The sequence below is a fragment of the Mycolicibacterium sp. ND9-15 genome, from assembly GCF_035918395.1.
Taxonomy (GTDB): domain Bacteria; phylum Actinomycetota; class Actinomycetes; order Mycobacteriales; family Mycobacteriaceae; genus Mycobacterium.
Map to the genome: position 1 here is coordinate 3,511,597 of NZ_CP142362.1, position 19,749 is coordinate 3,531,345.

The 19,749-nt window shown below is 67.6% G+C and carries 17 protein-coding genes; 9 read left to right on the top strand and 8 right to left on the bottom strand.

Going from position 1 to position 19,749, the window contains the following annotated elements:
• Nucleotides 1-71: 71 nt before the first annotated feature.
• Nucleotides 72-1,454: a sigma 54-interacting transcriptional regulator gene (locus QGN32_RS16660; protein ID WP_326545423.1), complete on the top strand. Its 1,383-nt coding sequence runs from the start codon at nucleotides 72-74 to the stop codon at nucleotides 1,452-1,454.
• Nucleotides 1,455-1,456: 2 nt separating this feature from the next.
• Nucleotides 1,457-3,433, top strand: a complete 1,977-nt coding sequence (locus QGN32_RS16665; protein WP_326545424.1) for a VWA domain-containing protein — start codon at nucleotides 1,457-1,459, stop codon at nucleotides 3,431-3,433.
• Nucleotides 3,434-3,454: 21 nt separating this feature from the next.
• On the opposite strand, the gene QGN32_RS16670 is transcribed toward QGN32_RS16665, so the two are convergent.
• The 8 genes from QGN32_RS16670 to QGN32_RS16705 all read right to left on the bottom strand — a co-directional run bounded on the left by QGN32_RS16670 (nucleotide 3,455) and on the right by QGN32_RS16705 (nucleotide 13,354).
• On the bottom strand, nucleotides 3,455-4,036 hold the full coding sequence (locus QGN32_RS16670) for a DUF1707 SHOCT-like domain-containing protein (protein ID WP_326545425.1): 582 nt from the start codon (nucleotides 4,034-4,036) through the stop codon (nucleotides 3,455-3,457).
• Between the two features lie 95 nt (nucleotides 4,037-4,131).
• Nucleotides 4,132-4,890 carry an SDR family oxidoreductase gene (locus QGN32_RS16675; RefSeq protein WP_326545426.1) on the bottom strand — a complete coding sequence of 253 codons (759 nt, stop codon included), beginning with the start codon at nucleotides 4,888-4,890 and terminating at the stop codon, nucleotides 4,132-4,134.
• Nucleotides 4,891-5,658, bottom strand: a complete 768-nt coding sequence (locus tag QGN32_RS16680; RefSeq protein ID WP_326545427.1) for an enoyl-CoA hydratase family protein — start codon at nucleotides 5,656-5,658, stop codon at nucleotides 4,891-4,893. It lies immediately after the preceding gene.
• A gap of 13 nt (nucleotides 5,659-5,671) precedes the next feature.
• Nucleotides 5,672-6,832 carry an acyl-CoA dehydrogenase family protein gene (locus tag QGN32_RS16685; protein ID WP_326545428.1) on the bottom strand — a complete coding sequence of 387 codons (1,161 nt, stop codon included), beginning with the start codon at nucleotides 6,830-6,832 and terminating at the stop codon, nucleotides 5,672-5,674.
• Nucleotides 6,829-8,754: an acetyl/propionyl/methylcrotonyl-CoA carboxylase subunit alpha gene (locus tag QGN32_RS16690; protein ID WP_326545429.1), complete on the bottom strand. Its 1,926-nt coding sequence runs from the start codon at nucleotides 8,752-8,754 to the stop codon at nucleotides 6,829-6,831. Before QGN32_RS16690 ends, QGN32_RS16685 begins: the two co-directional genes overlap by 4 nt.
• A gap of 100 nt (nucleotides 8,755-8,854) precedes the next feature.
• Entirely contained in the window at nucleotides 8,855-10,450 is a 1,596-nt protein-coding gene (locus QGN32_RS16695) for an acyl-CoA carboxylase subunit beta (protein ID WP_326545430.1), read from the bottom strand.
• Between the two features lie 79 nt (nucleotides 10,451-10,529).
• Nucleotides 10,530-11,690 (bottom strand): acyl-CoA dehydrogenase family protein, encoded by a 1,161-nt coding sequence (locus QGN32_RS16700; protein ID WP_326545431.1) that lies wholly within the window; start codon nucleotides 11,688-11,690, stop codon nucleotides 10,530-10,532.
• A complete protein-coding gene (locus QGN32_RS16705; protein ID WP_326549114.1) occupies nucleotides 11,687-13,354 on the bottom strand; it encodes an acyclic terpene utilization AtuA family protein in 1,668 nt (555 codons plus the stop codon). The genes QGN32_RS16700 and QGN32_RS16705 overlap by 4 nt, the downstream gene beginning before the upstream one ends.
• A gap of 262 nt (nucleotides 13,355-13,616) precedes the next feature.
• Here QGN32_RS16705 and rpmF point away from each other — a divergent pair, with 262 nt between their 5' ends.
• From rpmF to mspA, 7 genes are all read left to right on the top strand, one after another.
• A complete protein-coding gene (gene rpmF, locus QGN32_RS16710) occupies nucleotides 13,617-13,790 on the top strand; it encodes a 50S ribosomal protein L32 (protein ID WP_326545432.1) in 174 nt (57 codons plus the stop codon).
• Nucleotides 13,791-13,901: 111 nt separating this feature from the next.
• Nucleotides 13,902-14,588: a response regulator transcription factor gene (locus QGN32_RS16715; RefSeq protein WP_326545433.1), complete on the top strand. Its 687-nt coding sequence runs from the start codon at nucleotides 13,902-13,904 to the stop codon at nucleotides 14,586-14,588.
• Nucleotides 14,588-16,057 carry a HAMP domain-containing sensor histidine kinase gene (locus QGN32_RS16720; RefSeq protein ID WP_326545434.1) on the top strand — a complete coding sequence of 490 codons (1,470 nt, stop codon included), beginning with the start codon at nucleotides 14,588-14,590 and terminating at the stop codon, nucleotides 16,055-16,057. Before QGN32_RS16715 ends, QGN32_RS16720 begins: the two co-directional genes overlap by 1 nt.
• A 185-nt stretch (nucleotides 16,058-16,242) precedes the next feature.
• A complete protein-coding gene (locus tag QGN32_RS16725; protein WP_326545435.1) occupies nucleotides 16,243-17,595 on the top strand; it encodes a trypsin-like peptidase domain-containing protein in 1,353 nt (450 codons plus the stop codon).
• A gap of 23 nt (nucleotides 17,596-17,618) precedes the next feature.
• Nucleotides 17,619-18,164 carry a MogA/MoaB family molybdenum cofactor biosynthesis protein gene (locus QGN32_RS16730; protein ID WP_326549115.1) on the top strand — a complete coding sequence of 182 codons (546 nt, stop codon included), beginning with the start codon at nucleotides 17,619-17,621 and terminating at the stop codon, nucleotides 18,162-18,164.
• A gap of 55 nt (nucleotides 18,165-18,219) precedes the next feature.
• The gene (locus QGN32_RS16735; protein WP_326545436.1) at nucleotides 18,220-18,378 is read left to right on the top strand and encodes a hypothetical protein; all 159 of its coding nucleotides are present in this window, start codon (nucleotides 18,220-18,222) and stop codon (nucleotides 18,376-18,378) included.
• A 367-nt stretch (nucleotides 18,379-18,745) separates the two neighbouring features.
• Nucleotides 18,746-19,384 carry a porin MspA gene (gene mspA / locus QGN32_RS16740; protein WP_326545437.1) on the top strand — a complete coding sequence of 213 codons (639 nt, stop codon included), beginning with the start codon at nucleotides 18,746-18,748 and terminating at the stop codon, nucleotides 19,382-19,384.
• Nucleotides 19,385-19,749: the final 365 nt, after the last annotated feature.

A 19,749-nucleotide genomic window follows, 5' to 3' on the forward strand; every position in this document is an offset into this window, starting at 1 on the left:
CAAAATGCCAACTTTGCGGCGGCGTGTCGCGTGCAGACGCGGTCGGTCGCGCAGAAGGTTAGCGTGGAGGGGTGACTCAACCCCAGGAACTACCCCGCACGGTCGGCGAGCTGAGGGCGTCCGGCCACCGCGAGCGCGGCGTCAAGCAGGAAATCCGGGAGAACTTGCTGGCCGCGCTATCCGAGGGCCGCAACCCGTGGCTGGGCATCTTCGGCTTCGACGACACCGTCATTCCGCAGCTGGAGCGCGCGTTGATCGCCGGCCACGACATCGTGCTGCTCGGCGAACGCGGTCAGGGCAAGACTCGGCTGCTTCGTGCGCTGAGCGGCCTGCTGGACGAGTGGACGCCAGTGATCGCCGGCTCCGAGCTGGGCGAGCACCCGTTCAGCCCGATCACTCCCGAGTCGATTCGACGGGCGGCCGACTCGGGCGACGACCTGCCCGTCGCCTGGCGGCACCGCAGCGAGCGCTACACCGAGAAGCTGGCCACCCCGGACACCAGCGTCGCCGACCTGGTCGGCGACATCGACCCGATCAAGGTGGCCGAGGGCCGCAGCCTCGGCGACCCGGAGACCATCGCCTACGGCCTCATCCCGCGGGCGCATCGCGGCATCGTCGCGATCAACGAGCTGCCCGACCTCGCCGAGCGCATCCAGGTGTCCATGCTCAACGTGATGGAGGAGCGCGACATCCAGGTGCGCGGCTACACGCTGCGGTTGCCGCTCGACGTTCTCGTCGTCGCCAGTGCCAACCCCGAGGACTACACGAATCGCGGCCGGATCATCACCCCGCTCAAGGACCGCTTCGGCGCCGAGATCCGCACGCACTACCCGCTGGAGCTCAAAGCGGAAGTCGGCGTCATCATGCAGGAGGCGCACCTGGCCGCCGAGGTGCCCGAGTACCTGGTGCAGGTGCTCGCCCGCTTCGCCCGCTATCTGCGTGAGTCCCGCTCGATCGACCAGCGTTCCGGGGTGTCGGCGCGGTTCGCGATCGCGGCCGCCGAAACGGTCGCCGCGGCCGCGCGTCACCGATCGGCGGTTCTGGGCGAGCACGAGTCGGTGGCCCGGGTAATCGACTTGGCCTCCATCGTGGAAGTGCTGCGCGGCAAGCTCGAGTTCGAGTCCGGCGAAGAGGGCCGCGAGCAGGCGGTGCTCGAACACCTCCTGCGGCGGGCCACCGCCGACACCGCGCAGCGACTGCTCGGCGGTATCGACGTCGGCCCGCTGGTGGTCGCGATCGAGAACGGCTCCGCGGTCACCACGGGTGAGCGGGTGGCGGCGCGCGACGTGCTGGACGCGGTTCCCGAAGTGCCCGCGATCGCCGAGATTCAGAAGCGTCTCGACGCGAAAAGCGACGGGCAGCGTGCCGCCGCCGTGGAGCTGGCGCTCGAAGCGCTGTATCTGGCCAAGCGGATCGACAAGGTGTCGGGCGAAGGCGAAACCACATATGGCTGACCATGAGTAAGCACACGTCGCGGTACTCGCGATACACCGGCGGGCCCGACCCGCTGGCACCGCCGATCGACCTGCGCGAGGCGCTCGAGCAGATCGGTCAGGACGTGATGGAGGGCAGCTCGCCGAGGCGCGCACTGTCCGAAATGTTGCGGCGCGGCACCAAGAACATGCGCGGCGCCGACAAGCTCGCCGCCGAAGCCAACCGTCGTCGCCGAGAGCTCCTGCAGCGCAACAACCTCGACGGCACGCTGGCCGAGATCAAGAAGCTCCTCGACGAGGCGGTACTGGCCGAGCGCAAGGAGCTGGCCCGTGCGCTCGACGACGACGCCAGATTCAACGAGATGCGCATCGAGTCGCTGCCGCCGTCGCCGGCCAAAGCCGTGCAGGAGCTGTCCGACTACGACTGGCGCAGCCCGCAGGCGCGCGAAAAGTACGACCAGATCAAGGACCTGCTCGGCCGCGAAATGCTCGATCAGCGGTTCGCGGGCATGAAGGAGGCGCTGCAGAACGCCACCGACGAGGACCGGCAGCGTGTCAACGAGATGCTCGACGATCTCAACGAGCTGCTGGACAAGCACGCCCAGGGCAAGGACACGCCGCAGGACTTTCAGGACTTCATGAACAAGCACGGCGAGTTCTTCCCGGAGAACCCGCGCAACGTCGACGAGTTGCTGGACTCGCTGGCCCAGCGAGCGGCCGCCGCCCAGCGGTTCCGCAACAGCCTGAGCGCCGACCAGCGGGCCGAACTGGATGCGCTGGCGCAGCAGGCGTTTGGGTCGCCGTCGTTGATGAACGCGCTGAACCGGCTGGACGCTCATCTGCAGGCGGCGCGGCCGGGGGAGGACTGGACCGGGTCGTCGAAGTTCTCCGGCGACAACCCGCTGGGCATGGGCGAGGGCGCGCAAGCGATGGCCGACATCGCCGAACTCGAGCAGTTGGCCGAAGCCCTTTCGCAAAGCTATGCAGGCGCCACGATGGAGGACGTCGACCTCGAAATGCTGGCCCGTCAACTCGGCGACGAGGCGGCCGTTGACGCGCGCACACTCACCGAACTGGAACGGGCACTGATGGATCAGGGCTTCCTGGACCGTGGTTCGGACGGACAGTGGCGGCTGTCGCCCAAGGCGATGCGCCAGTTGGGCCAGACTGCGTTACGCGATGTGGCACAACAACTCTCGGGCAGGCACGGTGAGCGCGACACCCGTCGTGCCGGCGCGGCAGGTGAACTGACGGGAGCGACGCGGCCCTGGGCGTTCGGTGACACCGAGCCGTGGAACGTCACCCGCACGCTCACCAACGCGGTGCTGCGACAGGCCGGAACCGGGGCGGCCGAACGCCCGATTCGCATCACGGTCGACGACGTCGAAATCTCCGAGACCGAGACGCGCACCCAGGCGGCCGTGGCCTTGCTGGTCGACACCTCGTTCTCGATGGTGATGGAGAACCGGTGGTTGCCGATGAAGCGTACGGCGCTGGCGCTCAGCCACCTCATCGGCACCCGGTTCCGGTCTGATGCGTTGCAGATCATCGCGTTCGGCCGCTACGCCCGCACCGTGACGCCGGCCGAACTCACCGGGCTGGAGGGCGTCTACGAGCAGGGCACCAACCTGCACCACGCGCTGGCGTTGGCTGGGCGGCATCTGCGCCGTCACCCCACTGCCCAGCCGGTGGTCCTCGTCGTCACCGACGGCGAACCGACGGCGCACCTGGAGAGCCAGCCAGGAGACGATCGCCGCTCTGCCGTGTTCTTTGACTACCCGCCTCATCCGCGGACCATCGCCCACACGGTCAAGGGCTTCGACGAGGTCGCCGCGCTCGGGGCGCAGGTGACGATCTTCCGGTTGGGCAACGATCCGGGGTTGGCGCGGTTCATCGACCAGGTGGCGCGCCGGGTCGAAGGACGGGTGGTGGTACCAGATCTCGACGGGTTGGGAGCCGCGGTGGTCGGCGACTACCTGCGCTCGCGGCGGAGACGTTAGACAGGCTCGGCCTGCGTGCCGTTAGGCGGCCTTGCGCTTCTTGCGCTTGACGCCGACGCTTCCCCACAGCGCGAAGCCACGGATGCACACACACGGCGCGCCGGGCGAACCCTCACCGTCGACGGAGTGCTCGAATGCGCCCATCACGCCGACGCCGCGCAGGTCGACGTTGACCTCCGGTGGCACCAGAATGGTCTGGCCGCCGAAGACCGAGTACGCGTGAATCTCGACTTCTGGTGACGTGAAGTCGGCGTACCGCAAATCGATGACACCGCCGCCGAAGAAGGCGATCGTGGTCAGCCGCCGGGGTACATTCCACCGGCCGCGGCGTTCGAAGCCGCTCATGATCGCCAACAGCATCGTCGACGGTGCGGGTCGGCACGGGCCACCGCTGCGTCCCCGGGTGATCGCGCCGGGCAGATCGGCCGAGAGCCGGTCGAGCTCCTCGTAGGTTTGTGCGGCGTATGCTCGCGTCAGCCGGGCCTCATACTCGTTGAGTTGAAGTTGGCCATGGGCGGCGGCGTCGGTGAGCAGCTGCGCCACCTGAATCCGATCGGTGTCAGCAGCACGCATCGAACCGTTACGCGGCGCCGGGTTACTCATCGAGTACGAGCCTACGACGAACGCTGGCACACGCAACAGCGTTGGCCAAACTGTGCTCTCATCGATGTCGGCGAAGCCGATAGACAGTCAAACTATTACTCGGTGGCCAGGTAGTCGGCGAAGCCCACGGTGCCGGCCGGATTCTGGGGCACCAGGTTGGCCCCCGAGCGGTACCCGGCACCGATGCGGCCGGGCACCGGGAACGCCACCACCGGGCGGCGGCTGTCGTGAGCCGCCAGGTAGATGCGCGCCAGCTCGGCGTGCGTGTGCACTTCGGGTCCGCCGATGTCCGGAGCGCGACCGGCCGGTTCGGCATCGACAAGTTCCACCAGCCGGGACGCGACGTCGTGGGTGTCGATCGGCTGGAACTTCACGCCGCGCATCGCCCACAGCGCCGGAGAGAACCGCTGGACCGCGAAGATACGCTCGATCAGGTCGTGAAACTGGGTCGCCCGTAGCACCGTGTGGGCAACACCGGAGTCCGCAAGCGCCTGTTCGACGCGCAGCTTGGTCCGGTAGTAAGGCAGCGGGATGTCGTCGATGCCGACGATCGACACGTGCACGACGTGGCCGACACCGGCCCGGCGCACCGCCGCCGCGAGGTTCTGCATGGACGTGACGTCCTTGTCTCCGACGAACTGGGTGGCGCAGTTGATGACGGCGTCGACGCCCTCGAGTGCCGCGTCGACGCCGGCGCCGGTGAGCAGGTCACCCCTGGCCCAGTTCACACCGGTATACCCGACACGGCTCTTACGGCTCAGCGCACGGACCCGATGGCCCGCCCCGACCGCTTCCGGAACAACGCGGTGACCGAGCGTGCCGGTCGCTCCGGTGACGAGAACCGAGTGTGTCATCTATTGCATCCATCGGGGCGGACGCTTCTCGAGAAAAGCAAGCATGCCTTCACGAGCCTCCTCGGAGACGAACAACTCGGCCGAGTGCGTGGTGAGCGTCTCGGCATGACGGTCGAAGGTCTCCAGAATAGGCGCTGTGGTCAAGGACTTCGACGCCGCGAGTCCCTGTGGTGACGCCTTGCCGATCGCGGTGGCCAGCGCTGCCACCGTGGCGTCGACGTCGTCGGCGGCGACGGTGACCAGGCCGATGTCGGCGGCCTCTGCCGCCCCGAACTTCTCCCCGGTCACGAAGTACCGACCGGCGGCGCGGGCCGTCATCTTCGGCAGCAGGGTCAGCGAGATGATCGACGGCGCAACGCCGATGCGGGCCTCGGTCAACGCAAATGTGCTCTGCGGGCCGGCCACCACGATGTCGCAGGCGCCAACCAGGCCGAGGCCGCCGGCGCGAACGTGCCCGTCGACCGCACCGACAACGGGGACCGGCAACTCCAGAATGCGGCGCAGCAGCCGGGTCATCTCGCGGGCGCGGTCGACGGCCAGCTCACTCGGGTCACGTCCCGCAGCTTCAGCGAGATCGGCTCCCGCGCAGAAGGTTCCACCCGTATGGCCGAGCACGACGACCCGCACGCCGGGATCGGCGACTGCGTCGGTGAATCGGTGGTGCAGCTGTTCGACGAGCGCGGTCGACAACGCGTTGCGGTTGTCTGGTGAGTCGAGGGTGAGTCGGGCGACCGCCCCGTCCACCGCGTAACCGACGAGTGCGCTCATCAGTACGACTCCATCAGTACGAGCGAGGCAGTCCGAGCGAGGTCTGCGCGACGAAGTTGAGGATCATCTCCCGGCTGACCGGTGCGATCCGGGCGAGCTTCGACGCGGTCACCGCGGCGGCGATACCGTACTCCTTCGTCAACCCGTTGCCGCCCAACGACTGCACGGCCTGGTCGACGGCGCGCACCGATGCCTCACCGGCGGCATACTTGGCCATGTTCGCCGCCTCGGCGGCGCCGACGTCGTCTCCGGCGTCGTAGAGCGACGCCGCCTTCTGCAACATCAACTTCGCCAGTTCGATCTCGATGTGGTTCTGCGCCAACGGATGCGACAGCCCCTGGTGCGAACCGATCGGCGTCTTCCACACCTGGCGGGTCTTGACGTAGTCGACGGCCTTGTCGATCGCGAAGCGGCCCATGCCGACCGCACTGGCGGCGCCCATGATGCGCTCGGGGTTCAGGCCGGCGAACAGCTGCGCGATCGCGGCGTCCTCGGAGCCGACCAGTGCGTCGGCGGGCAGTCGGACTTCGTCGAGGAAGAGCTGAAACTGGTTCTCCGGGCTGACGATCTCCATGTCGATCTTGGTCGCGCTCAAGCCCTTTGCGTCGGTCGGCACGATGAACAGCGCGGGCTTGAGGTTGCCCGTTCTGTGATCCTCTGTGCGTCCGACGACCAGCACCGCCTGCGCCTGGTCGACACCGGAGATGAACACCTTCTGCCCGGACAGGATCCAGTCGGCGCTGTCGCGGCGCGCGGTGGTGGTGATGCGGTGGCTGTTTGAGCCCGCATCGGGTTCGGTGATCGCGAACGCCATCGTGATCGAGCCGTCGGCGATGCCGGGCAGCCAGCGCCTCTTCTGGTCCTCGGTGCCGAACTTGGCGATGATCGTGCCGTTGATCGCGGGGGAGACCACCATCAGCAGCAGCGGACACGCCGCGGCCGACATCTCCTCCATGACGATCGACAGCTCGTACATGCCCGCGCCGCCGCCACCGTACTCCTCGGGCAGGTTGACCCCGATGAAGCCGAGTTTGCCCGCCTCCTGCCACAACTCGTCGGTGTGCTGATCGGTGCGGGCCTTCTCCAGGTAGTAGTCCTGGCCGTAGTTGGCGGCCATCGCGGCGACCGCCTCGCGCAACGCCTGCTGCTCTTCGGTCTCGACGAAACTGCTCACTGCTCTCCTTCGACTCGGGCCAGGACGGTACCGACATCGACCTGTTGGCCGACCTCGACGTTGAGTTCGGCGAGCACACCGGCGGCGGGGGCCGTCACGGTGTGCTCCATCTTCATGGCTTCCAGCCACACCAGCGCCTGGCCTGCGGTGACGGCGTCGCCGACCGCCGCGCCGATGCGCAGCACCGAACCAGGCATCGGCGCCAGCAGCGAACCGGGGTCGACGGCGTCGTCGGGATCGCCGAAGCGCGGCAGCGCGACGAGATGCACCGGGCCCGAGGGCGAGTCGACGTACACGTCGTGGCCGTAACGTGCGACCTCGAACGGTTGGTCGACTCCACCCACGACCAACACGACCCGGTCCGGTGACGCGGAGACGAGTGACATGCCGTCGTGGGCGGACAGGTCCAGCCCTGAGCGAGTGAACCGGTAGCGCACCTCGTGTTCGGCGCCGGCGGCGTCCGCATACCGCTTGACCTGATGGCCCGACACCAGATTTCGCCAGCCGCTGGGCGCTGCCGCGAAAACCGTCGCATCGGTGCGGTTCTGCGCAGCATCGGCCAGCGCGGCGGCCACGGCGGACAACGCGATCGCCTGGTCGTCACTCTGCGGTGTCGCCAACTCCGCGAGACCGTGGGTGTCGAAGAACGAGGTGTCGGTGGCGCCGTCGAGAAACGCCGGATGCCGCAACACGTTGACCAGCAGGTCGCGGTTCGTGCGCAGACCGTGGATGCGGCTTCGGGTCAACGCGTCGGCGAGCACGGTGGCCGCCCGGCGGCGGTTGGGCGCGTAGGCGATCAGTTTGGCCAGCATCGGGTCATAGAAGATGGACACCACCGAACCGTCGACGATCCCGGAATCCACACGGACGTTCGCCGGGACCTCGAATCGGTGCACGGTACCGGCCTGCGGTTGCCAGTCCTTGGCCGGGTCCTCGGCATACAGCCGGGCTTCGATCGCGTATCCCCGCGAAGGCGGCGGTTCGGTGTCGAGCCGGCCGCCGTCGGCGACGACGAGTTGCAGCTCGACGAGATCCAGGCCGGTGGTCTCTTCGGTGACGGGGTGTTCGACCTGCAGCCGGGTGTTCATCTCGAGGAAATAGAAATCACCCGCGGTGTCTGCCATGAATTCGACGGTGCCCGCGCCGGTGTAGCCGATCGCGCCGGCCGCCAGCCGGGCGGCGTCGAAAAGCTTGGCGCGCATTCCCGGCGTGCGCTCGACCAACGGTGAGGGGGCTTCTTCGATGATCTTCTGATGGCGTCGCTGAATCGAGCACTCCCGCTCGCCGACCGCCCAGACCGTGCCGTGTTCGTCGCCGAGTATCTGGACCTCCACGTGGTGGCCGGTGGCCAGGTAGCGCTCGCAGAACACGGTCGGATCGCCGAACGCGGAGGCGGCCTCGCGGCGGGCGGCCTCGACTTGGCCTTCCAGCTCGGACAATTCGCGCACGACGCGCATTCCGCGGCCGCCACCACCCGCCGAGGCCTTGATCAGCACCGGCAACTGGTCGGCGCTGACGCTGTCGGGGTCGAGCTCGTCGAGGACGGGCACGCCGGCGGCGGCCATCATCTTCTTCGCCTCGATCTTGCTGCCCATCGCGGCGACCGCGGTTGGTGGCGGCCCGATCCAGGTCAGGCCCGCATCCCGCACCGCGTTCGCGAATTCGGCGTTCTCCGAGAGAAACCCGTAACCCGGATGGATCGCGTCGGCACCGGCGGCGTGGGCGGCCGCGATCAACTGACCGGCGTCGAGATATCCGTTACGCCCGTCGAGCCGCACTCGCGCATCCGCCTCACCGACGTGCGGAGAGTGCTCGTCAGGGTCGGTGTAGACCGCGACGGTGCCGATGCCCAGGCGCCGACATGTCGCGAAGACCCGCCGGGCGATCTCACCGCGGTTGGCCACCAGGACTCGAGTGATCATGCGGCCCCTCCGGGACGCCGAACGTTGACTTGTGTTCGAAAAATCAGCCGAAATTCGCTCACAAGTTCACGTTCGAGGCGGGATCTCTTCATGTGCGCGCTCACATCCGGAAGACGCCGAAGTTCGACGTCCCCTTGATCGGGCCATTGGCGATGGCCGACAGACATATTCCCAGGACGGTGCGGGTGTCCCGCGGATCGATCACCCCGTCGTCGTAGAGTCGGCCCGACAGGAACATCGGCAAAGACTCGGCGTCGATCTGCGCCTCGACCGCGGCCCTCAGCGCGGCATCGGCGTCCTCGTTGACCTGCTGTCCGCGGGCTTCGGCGGCCGCGCGGCTGACGATCGACAGCACGCCGGCCAACTGCGTCCCACCCATCACCGCCGACTTCGCGCTGGGCCAGGCGAACAGGAACCGCGGGTCGTACGCACGGCCGCACATACCGTAGTGGCCGGCCCCGTAGGAGGCGCCGATCAGCAGCGAGATGTGCGGAACGGTGGAGTTCGAGACGGCGTTGATCATCATCGAGCCGTGTTTGATCATGCCGCCCTCCTCATACTTGCGGCCGACCATGTACCCGGTGGTGTTGTGCAGGAACAACAGTGGAGTGTCGGAGCGATTCGCCAGTTGGATGAACTGGGTCGCCTTCTGCGATTCCTCACTGAACAGCACGCCGCGCGCGTTGGCCAGAACGCCGATCGGGTAGCCGTAGAGTCTCGCCCAACCCGTCACCAGCGACGAGCCGTACATCGGCTTGAACTCGTCGAACTCGGAACCGTCGACGACGCGGGCGATCACGTCGCGAGGGTCGAACGGGATTCGCAGATCCGCGGGCACGATGCCCACCAGTTCCTCCGGATCGTAGACCGGAGCGATGACCGGCGCGGGCGTCGGGCCCTGCTTGTGCCAGTTCAGCCGGGCGATGATGCGGCGCCCGATGCGGATCGCGTCGGGCTCGTCGCGCGCGAAGTAGTCGGCCAGACCCGAAGTGCGCGCGTGCATCTCGGCGCCGCCGAGCGACTCGTCGTCGGCCTCCTCGCCGGTGGCCATCTTCACCAGCGGCGGCCCGGCCAGGAACACCTTCGAGCGTTCCTTGATCATCACGACGTGATCGGACATGCCGGGGATGTACGCGCCGCCGGCGGTGGAGTTGCCGAACACCAACGCGATGGTCGGAACGCCGGCCGCCGACAACCGCGTCAGGTCACGGAACATCTGGCCGCCGGGGATGAAGATCTCCTTCTGCGTCGGCAGGTCGGCGCCGCCCGATTCCACCAGCGAGATGAGCGGAAGCCGGTTCTTTAGCGCGATCTGGTTGGCGCGCAGGATCTTCCTCAGCGTCCACGGATTGCTGGTGCCGCCCTTGACCGTCGGGTCGTTGGCGACGATCAGGCATTCGACGCCCTCGACGGCGCCGATGCCGCTCACCACGCTGGCGCCCACGGTGAAGTCGCTGCCCCACGCGGCGAGCGGGCTCAGCTCCAGAAACGGCGAGTCCAGGTCGAGCAGCAGTTCGATGCGCTCGCGGGCCGTCAGCTTGCCCCGGTCGTGGTGCCGCTGCACATACTTGGCGCCGCCACCCGCCAGCGCTTTGGCGTGTTCGGCCTCGAGTTCGGCGAGCTTGGCGGTCATCGTGGCCGCCGCCTCACCGTAGGCGGGTGACGTGGCGTCCAGCGTGGAGCGTAGTGGCGTCATCACGACCTCCACTTCGCTGTTTGTGAACCTGTGGCGATTTCCGGGTCGATTTTCCGCCAACGATTCACACGGAGTGGCATCACGATTGGAATCCCAACGTCTTCGCGGCCAGTGAGGTGAGGATTTCGGTGGTACCGCCGCCGATCCCGAGGATGCGCATGTCGCGGTACTGGCGTTCGACCTCGGACTCGGCCATGTAGCCCATCCCGCCGAACAGCTGCACCGCCTGGTTGGCCACCCATTCGCCGGCCTCGACAGCGGTGTTTTTGGCGAAGCACACCTCGGCGATCAGGTTAGGGCCGTCCGGCCCTCCATCAAGAATTTGCCGTTCGACGACGTTGCGGGTGTAAACCCGCGCGACGTCGACGCGGCGTGCCATCTCGGCCAGCGTGTTCTGCACCTGCTGTCGCGAGATCAACGGTCGGCCGAACGTCTCCCGGTTGCGGCACCAATCGACGGTGAGGTCGAGGCAGCGTTGGGCGCTGGCGTAAGCCTGCACGGCAAGACCGACGCGTTCGGCGACGAACGCCCCCGCGATCTGCAGAAAGCCGGAGTTCTCGGCGCCGATCAGGTTCTCCGCGGGCACTCGAACGTCGGTGTAGGACAGTTCGGCGGTGTCCGACGACCGCCACCCCATCTTGTCGAGCTTGCGGCTGACCTGAAACCCCGGTGTCTCCTTGTCCACCACGATCAACGAGATGCCGGCCGCACCCGGCCCGCCGGTCCGTACCGCGGTGACGACGTAGTCGGCGCGGACTCCCGATGTGATGTACGTCTTGGCGCCGTTGACGATGTAGTCGTTCCCGTCGCGGACTGCTCTTGTGGTCAGGTGGCCGACGTCAGAGCCGCCGCCGGGTTCGGTGATCGCGAGGCTGCCGATCTTCTCACCGCGCAGGGTCGGCCGCACGTAGGTCCCGATCAACCGCTCGTCGCCGGAGGCGATCATGTGCGGCACCGCGATGCCGCAGGTGAACAGTGAGGCGAACACTCCACCGGGGGCGCCCGCATAGTGCATTTCCTCGCATATCACCGCCGCATCGGCGCCGTCGCCGCCGCCCCCGCCGACCGCCTCGGGGAACCCCGCGCCCAAAAGTCCTGCCGCCCCGGCCTTGAGGTGCAGTTCGCGCGGCAACTCACCGCTGGCTTCCCAAGCCTCGGCGTGTGGAAGCACCTCCCGCTCGGCGAACGTCCGTACGGTCTTGCGTAGTTGTTCTCGTTCGGGGGTGTGCCAGATACTCACGACAACAGCTCCTTTGGGATATCGACATGACGGCTGCGCAGCCATTCGCCGAGGCCCTTGGCCTGGGGGTCGAACCGGGCCTGGTAGGCGACGCCCTCGCCGAGGATGTCCTCGATGACGAAGTTGACCGCCCGCAGGTTGGGCAGCAGATAGCGCGCGACGGGCAGATCTGTTGTCTCGGGCAGGAGTTCGCGCAGCTTCTCGATGGTCAACATGTGCGACAGCCAACGCCACTGCTGCTCCGTACGTACCCAGACGCCGACGTTCGCGCTGCCGCCCTTGTCCCCGCTGCGGGCGCCCGCGATGAGCCCGAGCGGCGCGCGTTCGGTTTCGCCGAACGGAAGTGGCTCGGGTAGCGCGAACGGTGGCACGGGCGCCAATTCGAGAGTCTGCGCGCCTGCCGGTATCTCGACACGAGAGCCGTCGGCGTGCACGGCGACGTGGGGCACCTCGGTGGCCGCGATGAACGCCGGCTTGAACACGCCGTAGACCTGACCATGGCCCGGAGGACTGGTGGCGTGGAAGCCCGGATAACTCGCCAGCGCGAGTTCGACGGCGGCGGAGGAGAACTGGCGACCCACCTTGGCGGGATCGGGGTCTCGAACCACACATCGCAACAGGGCGCTCGCCGTCTCTTCGGTGTCGGCGTCGGTGTGGTCGGTGCGCGCCAGCGTCCACTCCAACTCGGCGGGTTTGACCGGTAGGGCGACTTCCAGCTGACGCCGCACCAGCTCCGCCTTGGCCTCGATGTCGAGGCCCGTGAGGACCAGCGTCATCTCGTTGCGGAAGCCGCCGATGCTGTTGAGCGACACCTTCAGCGTCGGTGGCGGCGGCTCACCCCGCACGCCGGAGATCCGCACCCGGTCCACTCCGTCGTCGGTGAGCCCGATGCTGTCGACGCGCAGCGTCGCGTCGGGGTTGGCGTAGCGCGCCCCGCTGATCTCGTACAGCAGTTGCGCGGTCACGGTGCCCACGGTGACCGCACCGCCGGTGCCGGGGTGTTTGGTGATGACCGAGGAACCGTCCGAGTGGATCTCGGCGAGCGGAAACCCCGGATAGGTCAAATCGGCGACTTCGGTGAAGAAGGCATAGTTGCCACCGGTCGCTTGGGCGCCGCACTCGATGACATGCCCCGCCGCGACGGCGCCGGCCAGCCGGTCGTAGTCGGTGCGGCCCCAGCCGTGGTGCGCCGCGGCGGGCCCGACGATCACCGACGCGTCGGTCACCCGGCCGGTCACCACGACATCGGCGCCCGCGTCGAGGCAGTCGACGATGCCCCACGCGCCGAGGTAGGCGTTGGCCGCCAGGACTGAGCCGGTCCCCGATGTCGCCGCCGTGGCGGCTCCGAACCCTAGCTCGTCGGCGCGCGCGATGAGGTCGTCACCCTCCACGTGCGCGACGTTGACCGTCAACCCCAACCGCTCGGCGAGCGCGCGCACCGCGTCGGCCAACCCCGCCGGGTTGAGTCCGCCCGCATTGGCGACGATCCGCACGCCGCGATCAAGCGCCAGCCCGAGGCTCTCCTCGAGCTGGGTCAGGAAGGTCTTCGCGTAGCCGCGGTCGGCTGATTTGGCGCGGTCCCGGGCCAGGATGAGCATGGTCAACTCGGCGAGGTAGTCGCCGGTCAGGTAGTCGAGGTCGCCTCCGGTCAGCATCTCGCGCATCGCGTCGAGCCGGTCGCCGTAGAACCCCGAACAGTTGCCGATGCGGACCGTATCGCGAGCAGAGGTCACGCGGGCTCCCTTCGTCGCGGCCGCCACCAACCAGCCGGTAGGTTAGCGATGACCGACGGTATCGCGTCAAGGTTCGGGTCAGCGGAGTCGCCGTTTTGGAGGCTACGCAGGTCGTTGGCTATCCTGAAGGGCACTTGCCGTCGCCTGACATGTGCGCGGCGCCAGACTCACCCCCTCAAGAGGAGACCCGATCATGGCTGTGCCCAAGCGCAGGATGTCGCGCTCGAACACCCGGAGCCGGCGCTCGCAGTGGAAGGCCAAGCGCACCGAACTCGTGGGCGTCAACGTCGCCGGTCAGCAGCACAAGGTGCCGCGCCGGCTGCTCAAGGCGGCCCGTCTCGGCCTGATCGACCTCGACCGCCGGTAGCGCGGGGCCGGATGTCCGCCGCCGGAGCGGCTTCGGTCGAATGTCGCCGGCAAGCGGCTCCGGCGGCGCGCCTCTCAGGTCAGTCTCAGACAGGGGGATGACACTGTGGCTGTGCGCATACTTGTCGTCGACGACGATCGCGCGGTGCGCGAGTCGCTGCGCCGGTCTCTTTCCTTCAACGGTTACTCCGTCGAACTCGCAGAGGACGGCCTCGAGGCTCTCAACCGGATCGCCACCGATCGGCCCGACGCCCTGGTGCTCGATGTGATGATGCCCCGGTTGGACGGCCTGGAGGTGTGCCGTCAGCTGCGCAGCACCGGTGACGACCTGCCGATCTTGGTGCTGACGGCGCGGGACTCGGTCTCCGAGCGGGTGGCCGGCCTGGACGCCGGCGCCGACGACTACCTGCCGAAGCCGTTCGCCCTCGAGGAACTGTTGGCCCGAATGCGGGCGCTGCTGCGCCGCACCGGTCCTGTCGACGGAGCCGAGACGGCCGCGATGACGTTCTCCGACCTGTCCCTTGACCCCGTCACCCGTGAGGTCACCAGGGGGCAACGTCAGATAAGCCTGACGCGCACCGAATTCGCGCTGCTCGAGATGCTCATCGCCAACCCCCGCCGGGTGTTGACCCGCAGCCGCATTCTCGAAGAGGTGTGGGGATTCGACTTCCCGACATCCGGCAACGCCCTCGAGGTGTATGTCGGTTATCTGCGCCGCAAGACCGAAGCCGCAGGAGAGCCGCGACTGATCCACACCGTGCGCGGGGTGGGTTATGTTCTGCGCGAAACGCCTCCGTGATGTCCGCGCCGAATTACGGGTCTGCGCCACAACCCGATTCGCTTCGTCCGCCGTCGAGAACCAGTTCGGTGTCGCTGCGGTGGCGCGTGATGCTGTTGGCGATGTCGATGGTGGCGATGGTGGTGGTCCTGATGGCCGTGGCCGTCTGGGCAGTGGTGTCCCGCGCACTGTACGACGACGTCGACAACCAACTACGCAGCCGGGCTCGCCTTCTCATCGAGAGCGGATCCCTGCAGGCAGATCCGAGCAAGGCGATCGAGGGCACCGCGTACTCCGACGTCAACGCGATGCTGGTGATTCCGGGCCGAGCCATCTTCACGGCCAACCAGGAGGGGGAGACGCTACCGCTCGGCGACCCCGAGAAAGCGGTGCTGCGCGGGGATCTGATCATGTCGCTGCGTACGGTCAACCATCAGCGGGTACTGGCGATGCACCTGTCGAACGACAGCTCCCTGCTGATCTCCAAGAGCATGGTGCCCACCGCTCAGCTGCTTCAACGACTGAGCACGGTGCTGATCATCGTCGGAGGAGTCGGCGTCGCGGTCGCCGCAATGGCGGGTGGTGCCGTCGCGCGCGCGGGCCTGCGTCCCGTGGCGCGGCTGACCGAGGCCGCCGAGCGGGTGGCACGCACCGATGACCTGCGCCCCATTCCGGTGTTCGGCAGCGACGAACTCGCCCGTCTCACCGAGGCGTTCAACATGATGCTGCGTGCCCTGGCCGAGTCCCGGGAACGCCAGGCCCGCCTGGTCACCGACGCCGGCCACGAGCTGCGCACACCGCTGACGTCGTTGCGCACCAACGTCGAACTGCTGATGGCGTCGATGGCCCCCGGCGCACCGCGGTTGCCGGACGAGGAAATGGCGGACCTGCGCGCCGACGTCATCGCCCAGATCGAGGAGTTGTCGACCCTGGTCGGTGATCTGGTCGACCTGACGCGTGACGACGCGGGCGTCACCGTGCACGAGTTCGTGGACGTCGCCGAGATCGTGGACCGCTCGCTGGAACGAGTTCGCCGCCGTCGCAACGACATCGAGTTCGAGGTGACGACCACACCGTGGCTGGTCTACGGCGACGATGCCGGGCTGGGGCGCGCCGTGCTCAACCTGCTCGACAACGCGGCGAAGTGGAGCCCCCAGGGCGGCCGGGTTACCGTGCGCTTGAGCCAGATCGATCCGATGCACGCCGAGTTGGTGGTCTCCGATTACGGCCCGGGCATTCCGCCACAGGAGCGACCGCTGGTGTTCGAACGGTTCTACCGGTCGACGACGGCCAGGTCGATGTCCGGATCGGGCCTGGGGTTGGCGATCGTGAAACAGGTTGTGCTCAAGCACGGTGGTTCAGTGCGCATCGAGGACACCGTGCCCGGTGGGCAGCCGCCGGGCACCTCGATGCACGTCGTGCTGTCGGGTCGGCCCACGGTCGAGCAGCCGAGCGAGTGGGTCGTTCCCCGACACGCCCCCGCCGAGTAGCCCCGCAGCAGGCCGCCGTCGACGATGATTGACAGTGGCGGGAACGGGGGAACGAACTTTGGGTGAGTCCCGAACGTTCTCTAAGTGGATTCTCAGCCCGGCTGGGCACTGTTGGCCATGCGTCCGACGTTGTGCAGATGACAGGGACCGGAAGACCGGAAAAGAACAGGAAGAGCCCGAGCGACATGACGAACCACCCGAGGTACTCGCCGCCGCCCCCGCCACCCGGCCGCCGGCCGATCGCTCCCGGGCATGCGGTGCCCGGCTACCCCGGTGGCGCCCAGCGCCCGGGCCCCTACCAGCAGCAGCAGCCGTACGACTGGCGTTACGCGACCCAGCAGCCCCCGCAGTTGCGGGTGCCGTTTGACCCCTACCGCGGTGCACCGCAGCCACTGTCCGGCCAGCCGCCGCAAAAGCGTTCTCGCGCCGGTGCATTGACGGTCGGCGCGTTGGCTGTAGCGGTCGTCTCCGCCGGCATCGGCGGTGGGGTGGCGCTCCTGGCGCAACCGGACCACCACTCGGCGTCGTCGTCGGTCAACGGTGCCGCGCCCAGTGTGCCCGCAGCCAGCCTGCCCGCTGGCTCCGTCGAACAAGTCGCCGCGAAGGTGGTGCCCAGCGTCGTCAAGCTCGAAACCGACATGGGGCGGGCGTCTGAAGAGGGGTCGGGCGTCGTCCTGTCCTCCGACGGGTTGATCCTGACCAACAACCACGTCGTGTCGGCCGCCGGCTCTGCAGATCCGGCCGGCCCGGCGGGCCCGGGCGCCGGTCCCCCCGGGCAGACCAAGGTGACCTTCTCCAACGGTCGGACCGCCCCCTTCACAGTCGTCGGCACCGACCCGAGCAGCGATATCGCCGTTGTCCGAGCCCAGGGGGTCTCGGACCTCACTCCGATCACCATCGGCTCGTCGTCCGACCTGCAGGTCGGCCAGGACGTGGTCGCCGTCGGCTCGCCGCTCGGCCTGGAGGGCACGGTGACCACCGGCATCATCAGCGCCCTGAACCGGCCGGTTGCCGCCAGCGGTGACGCCCGCAACCAGAACACCGTGCTCGACGCGATCCAGACCGACGCCGCGATCAACCCCGGCAACTCCGGCGGTGCGCTGGTCAACATGAACGGGGAACTGATCGGCGTCAACTCCGCGATCGCCACGTTGGGCGCCGACGCCGGGCCTCAGGCCCAGAGCGGTTCTATCGGCCTTGGCTTCGCGATCCCGGTCGATCAGGCCAAGAGGATCGCCGATGAGTTGATCAAGAACGGCACCGCGGCGCACGCTTCGCTCGGTGTGCAGGTGGGCAACGACGCGTCGATCGACGGCGCGCGGATCGTCGAGGTCACCGATGGTGGCGCCGCCGCTGCGGCGGGCCTGCCGAGCGGGGTCGTGGTCACCAAGGTCGACGACCGGGTGATCGGCAGCGCCGACGCGCTGGTCGCGGCGATTCGCTCCAGGGCGCCGGGGGACAAGGTCACGCTGTCCTATCTCGACCCGTCGGGTAAGTCGCAGACGGTCCAGGTCACGCTCGGCAAGGCCCAGCAGTGAGCACCCCGACGGACTCGAGGACGTTGAGAGTGGCCGCGCCCATGTCGCGACCCACATATACGGTTGAGCTCATGGAGCAGCCAGGGGAGTTGGTGGGCCGGGCGCTGGTCGTCGTGGTCGACGATCGCACCGCACACGGCGATGAGGAGGACCACAGCGGTCCGCTGGTCACCGAATTGCTCGGCGAGGCGGGATTCGTCGTCGACGGCGTCGTCGTCGTGTCGTCCGACGAGGTCGAGATCCGCAACGCTCTCAACACCGCGGTGATCGGCGGGGTGGATCTGGTGGTGTCCGTCGGTGGCACGGGCGTCACTCCCCGCGACGTCACTCCCGAGGCCACCCTGGACATCCTCGACCGGGAACTCCTCGGCATCTCCGAGGCGTTGCGGGCCTCCGGGTTGTCCGCGGGTATCACCGACGCCGGGGTGTCGCGCGGGCTTGCGGGCATCTCGGGTAGCACGCTCGTGGTCAACCTCGCCGGCTCCCGCGCCGCGGTGCGCGACGGTATGGCCACGCTCAATCCGCTGGCGGTTCAAGTCATCGGCCAGCTGTCCAGCCTCGACATCTGACCCGTAGCAGCGGCTGATGGCACAAAATGTGATCTTCGTCACAAAATGAGCCGAAATGGGTGACCGGTCGAAGCGCCGCCGGGAAACCATCGACGAGGTTTTCGGCGAGGACGTTCCGCGGATTTCGGATGACGAGCGCGACTTCCCCACCCCCGAAGACGAAGCCGATCGTGATCGTTGGTTACGGGAAAACCGTCCGCCGCACCATCTTTGACGTATCACGCTCTCGTAGCTCCGGTGACGATTCTGACCTCTGCCGAGCCGAACACGTGCTGGGCGAAGTCACCGGTTCGCCGTCCGGGTTATCGGTGGGTAACGGCGGGGACCGCGCCGCTCCATGGCCCTCCCCAGAGCAAATGGGCAGGTGAGGTAACGCTCCGCTGCTCTTGCGCGATCTCACGTTGCCGGGCTGGTGCCCGACCGTTATGTTCCTCGTGTCAACGATGAGCATCACGTAACAGCCGTATGTGAGGTTTCTCATCTGCGGTACGTGGGGCCGTGCCCCGTGTGGTGTCAGGACCAGGCACCAGCAACAGAGGGCGGTGAGTTAGGGGCTCACCGTCGGCACAGCTAGGGGGAGCATGAAGGTTTTCGGTCGGGTGCTGGTCGCGATGGTGGCGGCCATCGCGTCGTTGTTCGTGAGTACGGGCACCTCTCACGCGGGGCTGGACAACGAGTTGAGCTTGGTCGACGGCAAGGACCGGACGCTGACGATTCAGCAGTGGGACACGTTCCTCAACGGGGTGTTTCCCCTTGACCGCAACCGGTTGACGCGGGAGTGGTTCCACAGTGGGCGTGCCAAGTACACCGTGGCCGGCCCGGGCGCTGAGGAGTTCGAGGGCACGTTGGAGCTGGGGTATCAGATCGGCTTCCCGTGGTCGCTGGGGGTGGGGATCAACTTCAGCTACACCACGCCGAACGTGCTGCTCGACCAGGCGCCGCCGTTTCCGTTCGCCAGCCTCAATACCGGCTTTCTCACCACGCCGAACCTGTTTCCCGGGGTGTCGATCAGCGCCGATCTCGGCAACGGTCCGGGGATCCAAGAGGTTGCGACGTTCTCGGTCGATGTGGCGGGCGCCAATGGCGGTGTGGCGGTGTCGAATGCGCACGGCACGGTGACCGGTGCGGCCGGTGGTGTGTTGTTGCGTCCGTTCGCTCGGCTGATCTCCTCGGCCGGTGACAGTGTCACCACCTACGGCGAGCCCTGGAACATGAACTGACCAACGCTCTCCCGAGCAACAGAACAGCCCCCGGAGAACCCCGGGGGCTGTTTCGTCTCGCTGACGCGAGGCCAAACGCGTCGTTGCCAATTGGTAAACAAGAGAGCCGCTTTGCTGGTGATCTTGATCACAGGTTGTCACCGCGCCGCAATCATCGTTGAGCGTGCGCGTTCGCCGGTGGCTCTGCAGCACATGGCCTCCCGAGAACAGTTGCAGCGGAAACCTGGCGCACGACCCGTCGCGACATGCAGGGCAGGCCCCAGAACCCGTTGACGCAAGCGTCGAATCGCGCGCAGATTTGGAATCCAGCAAACGGTGGCCGGGGAAGGGCCGGAGGCTGTGGCGCTCGTACGCTCGCGTTGCCG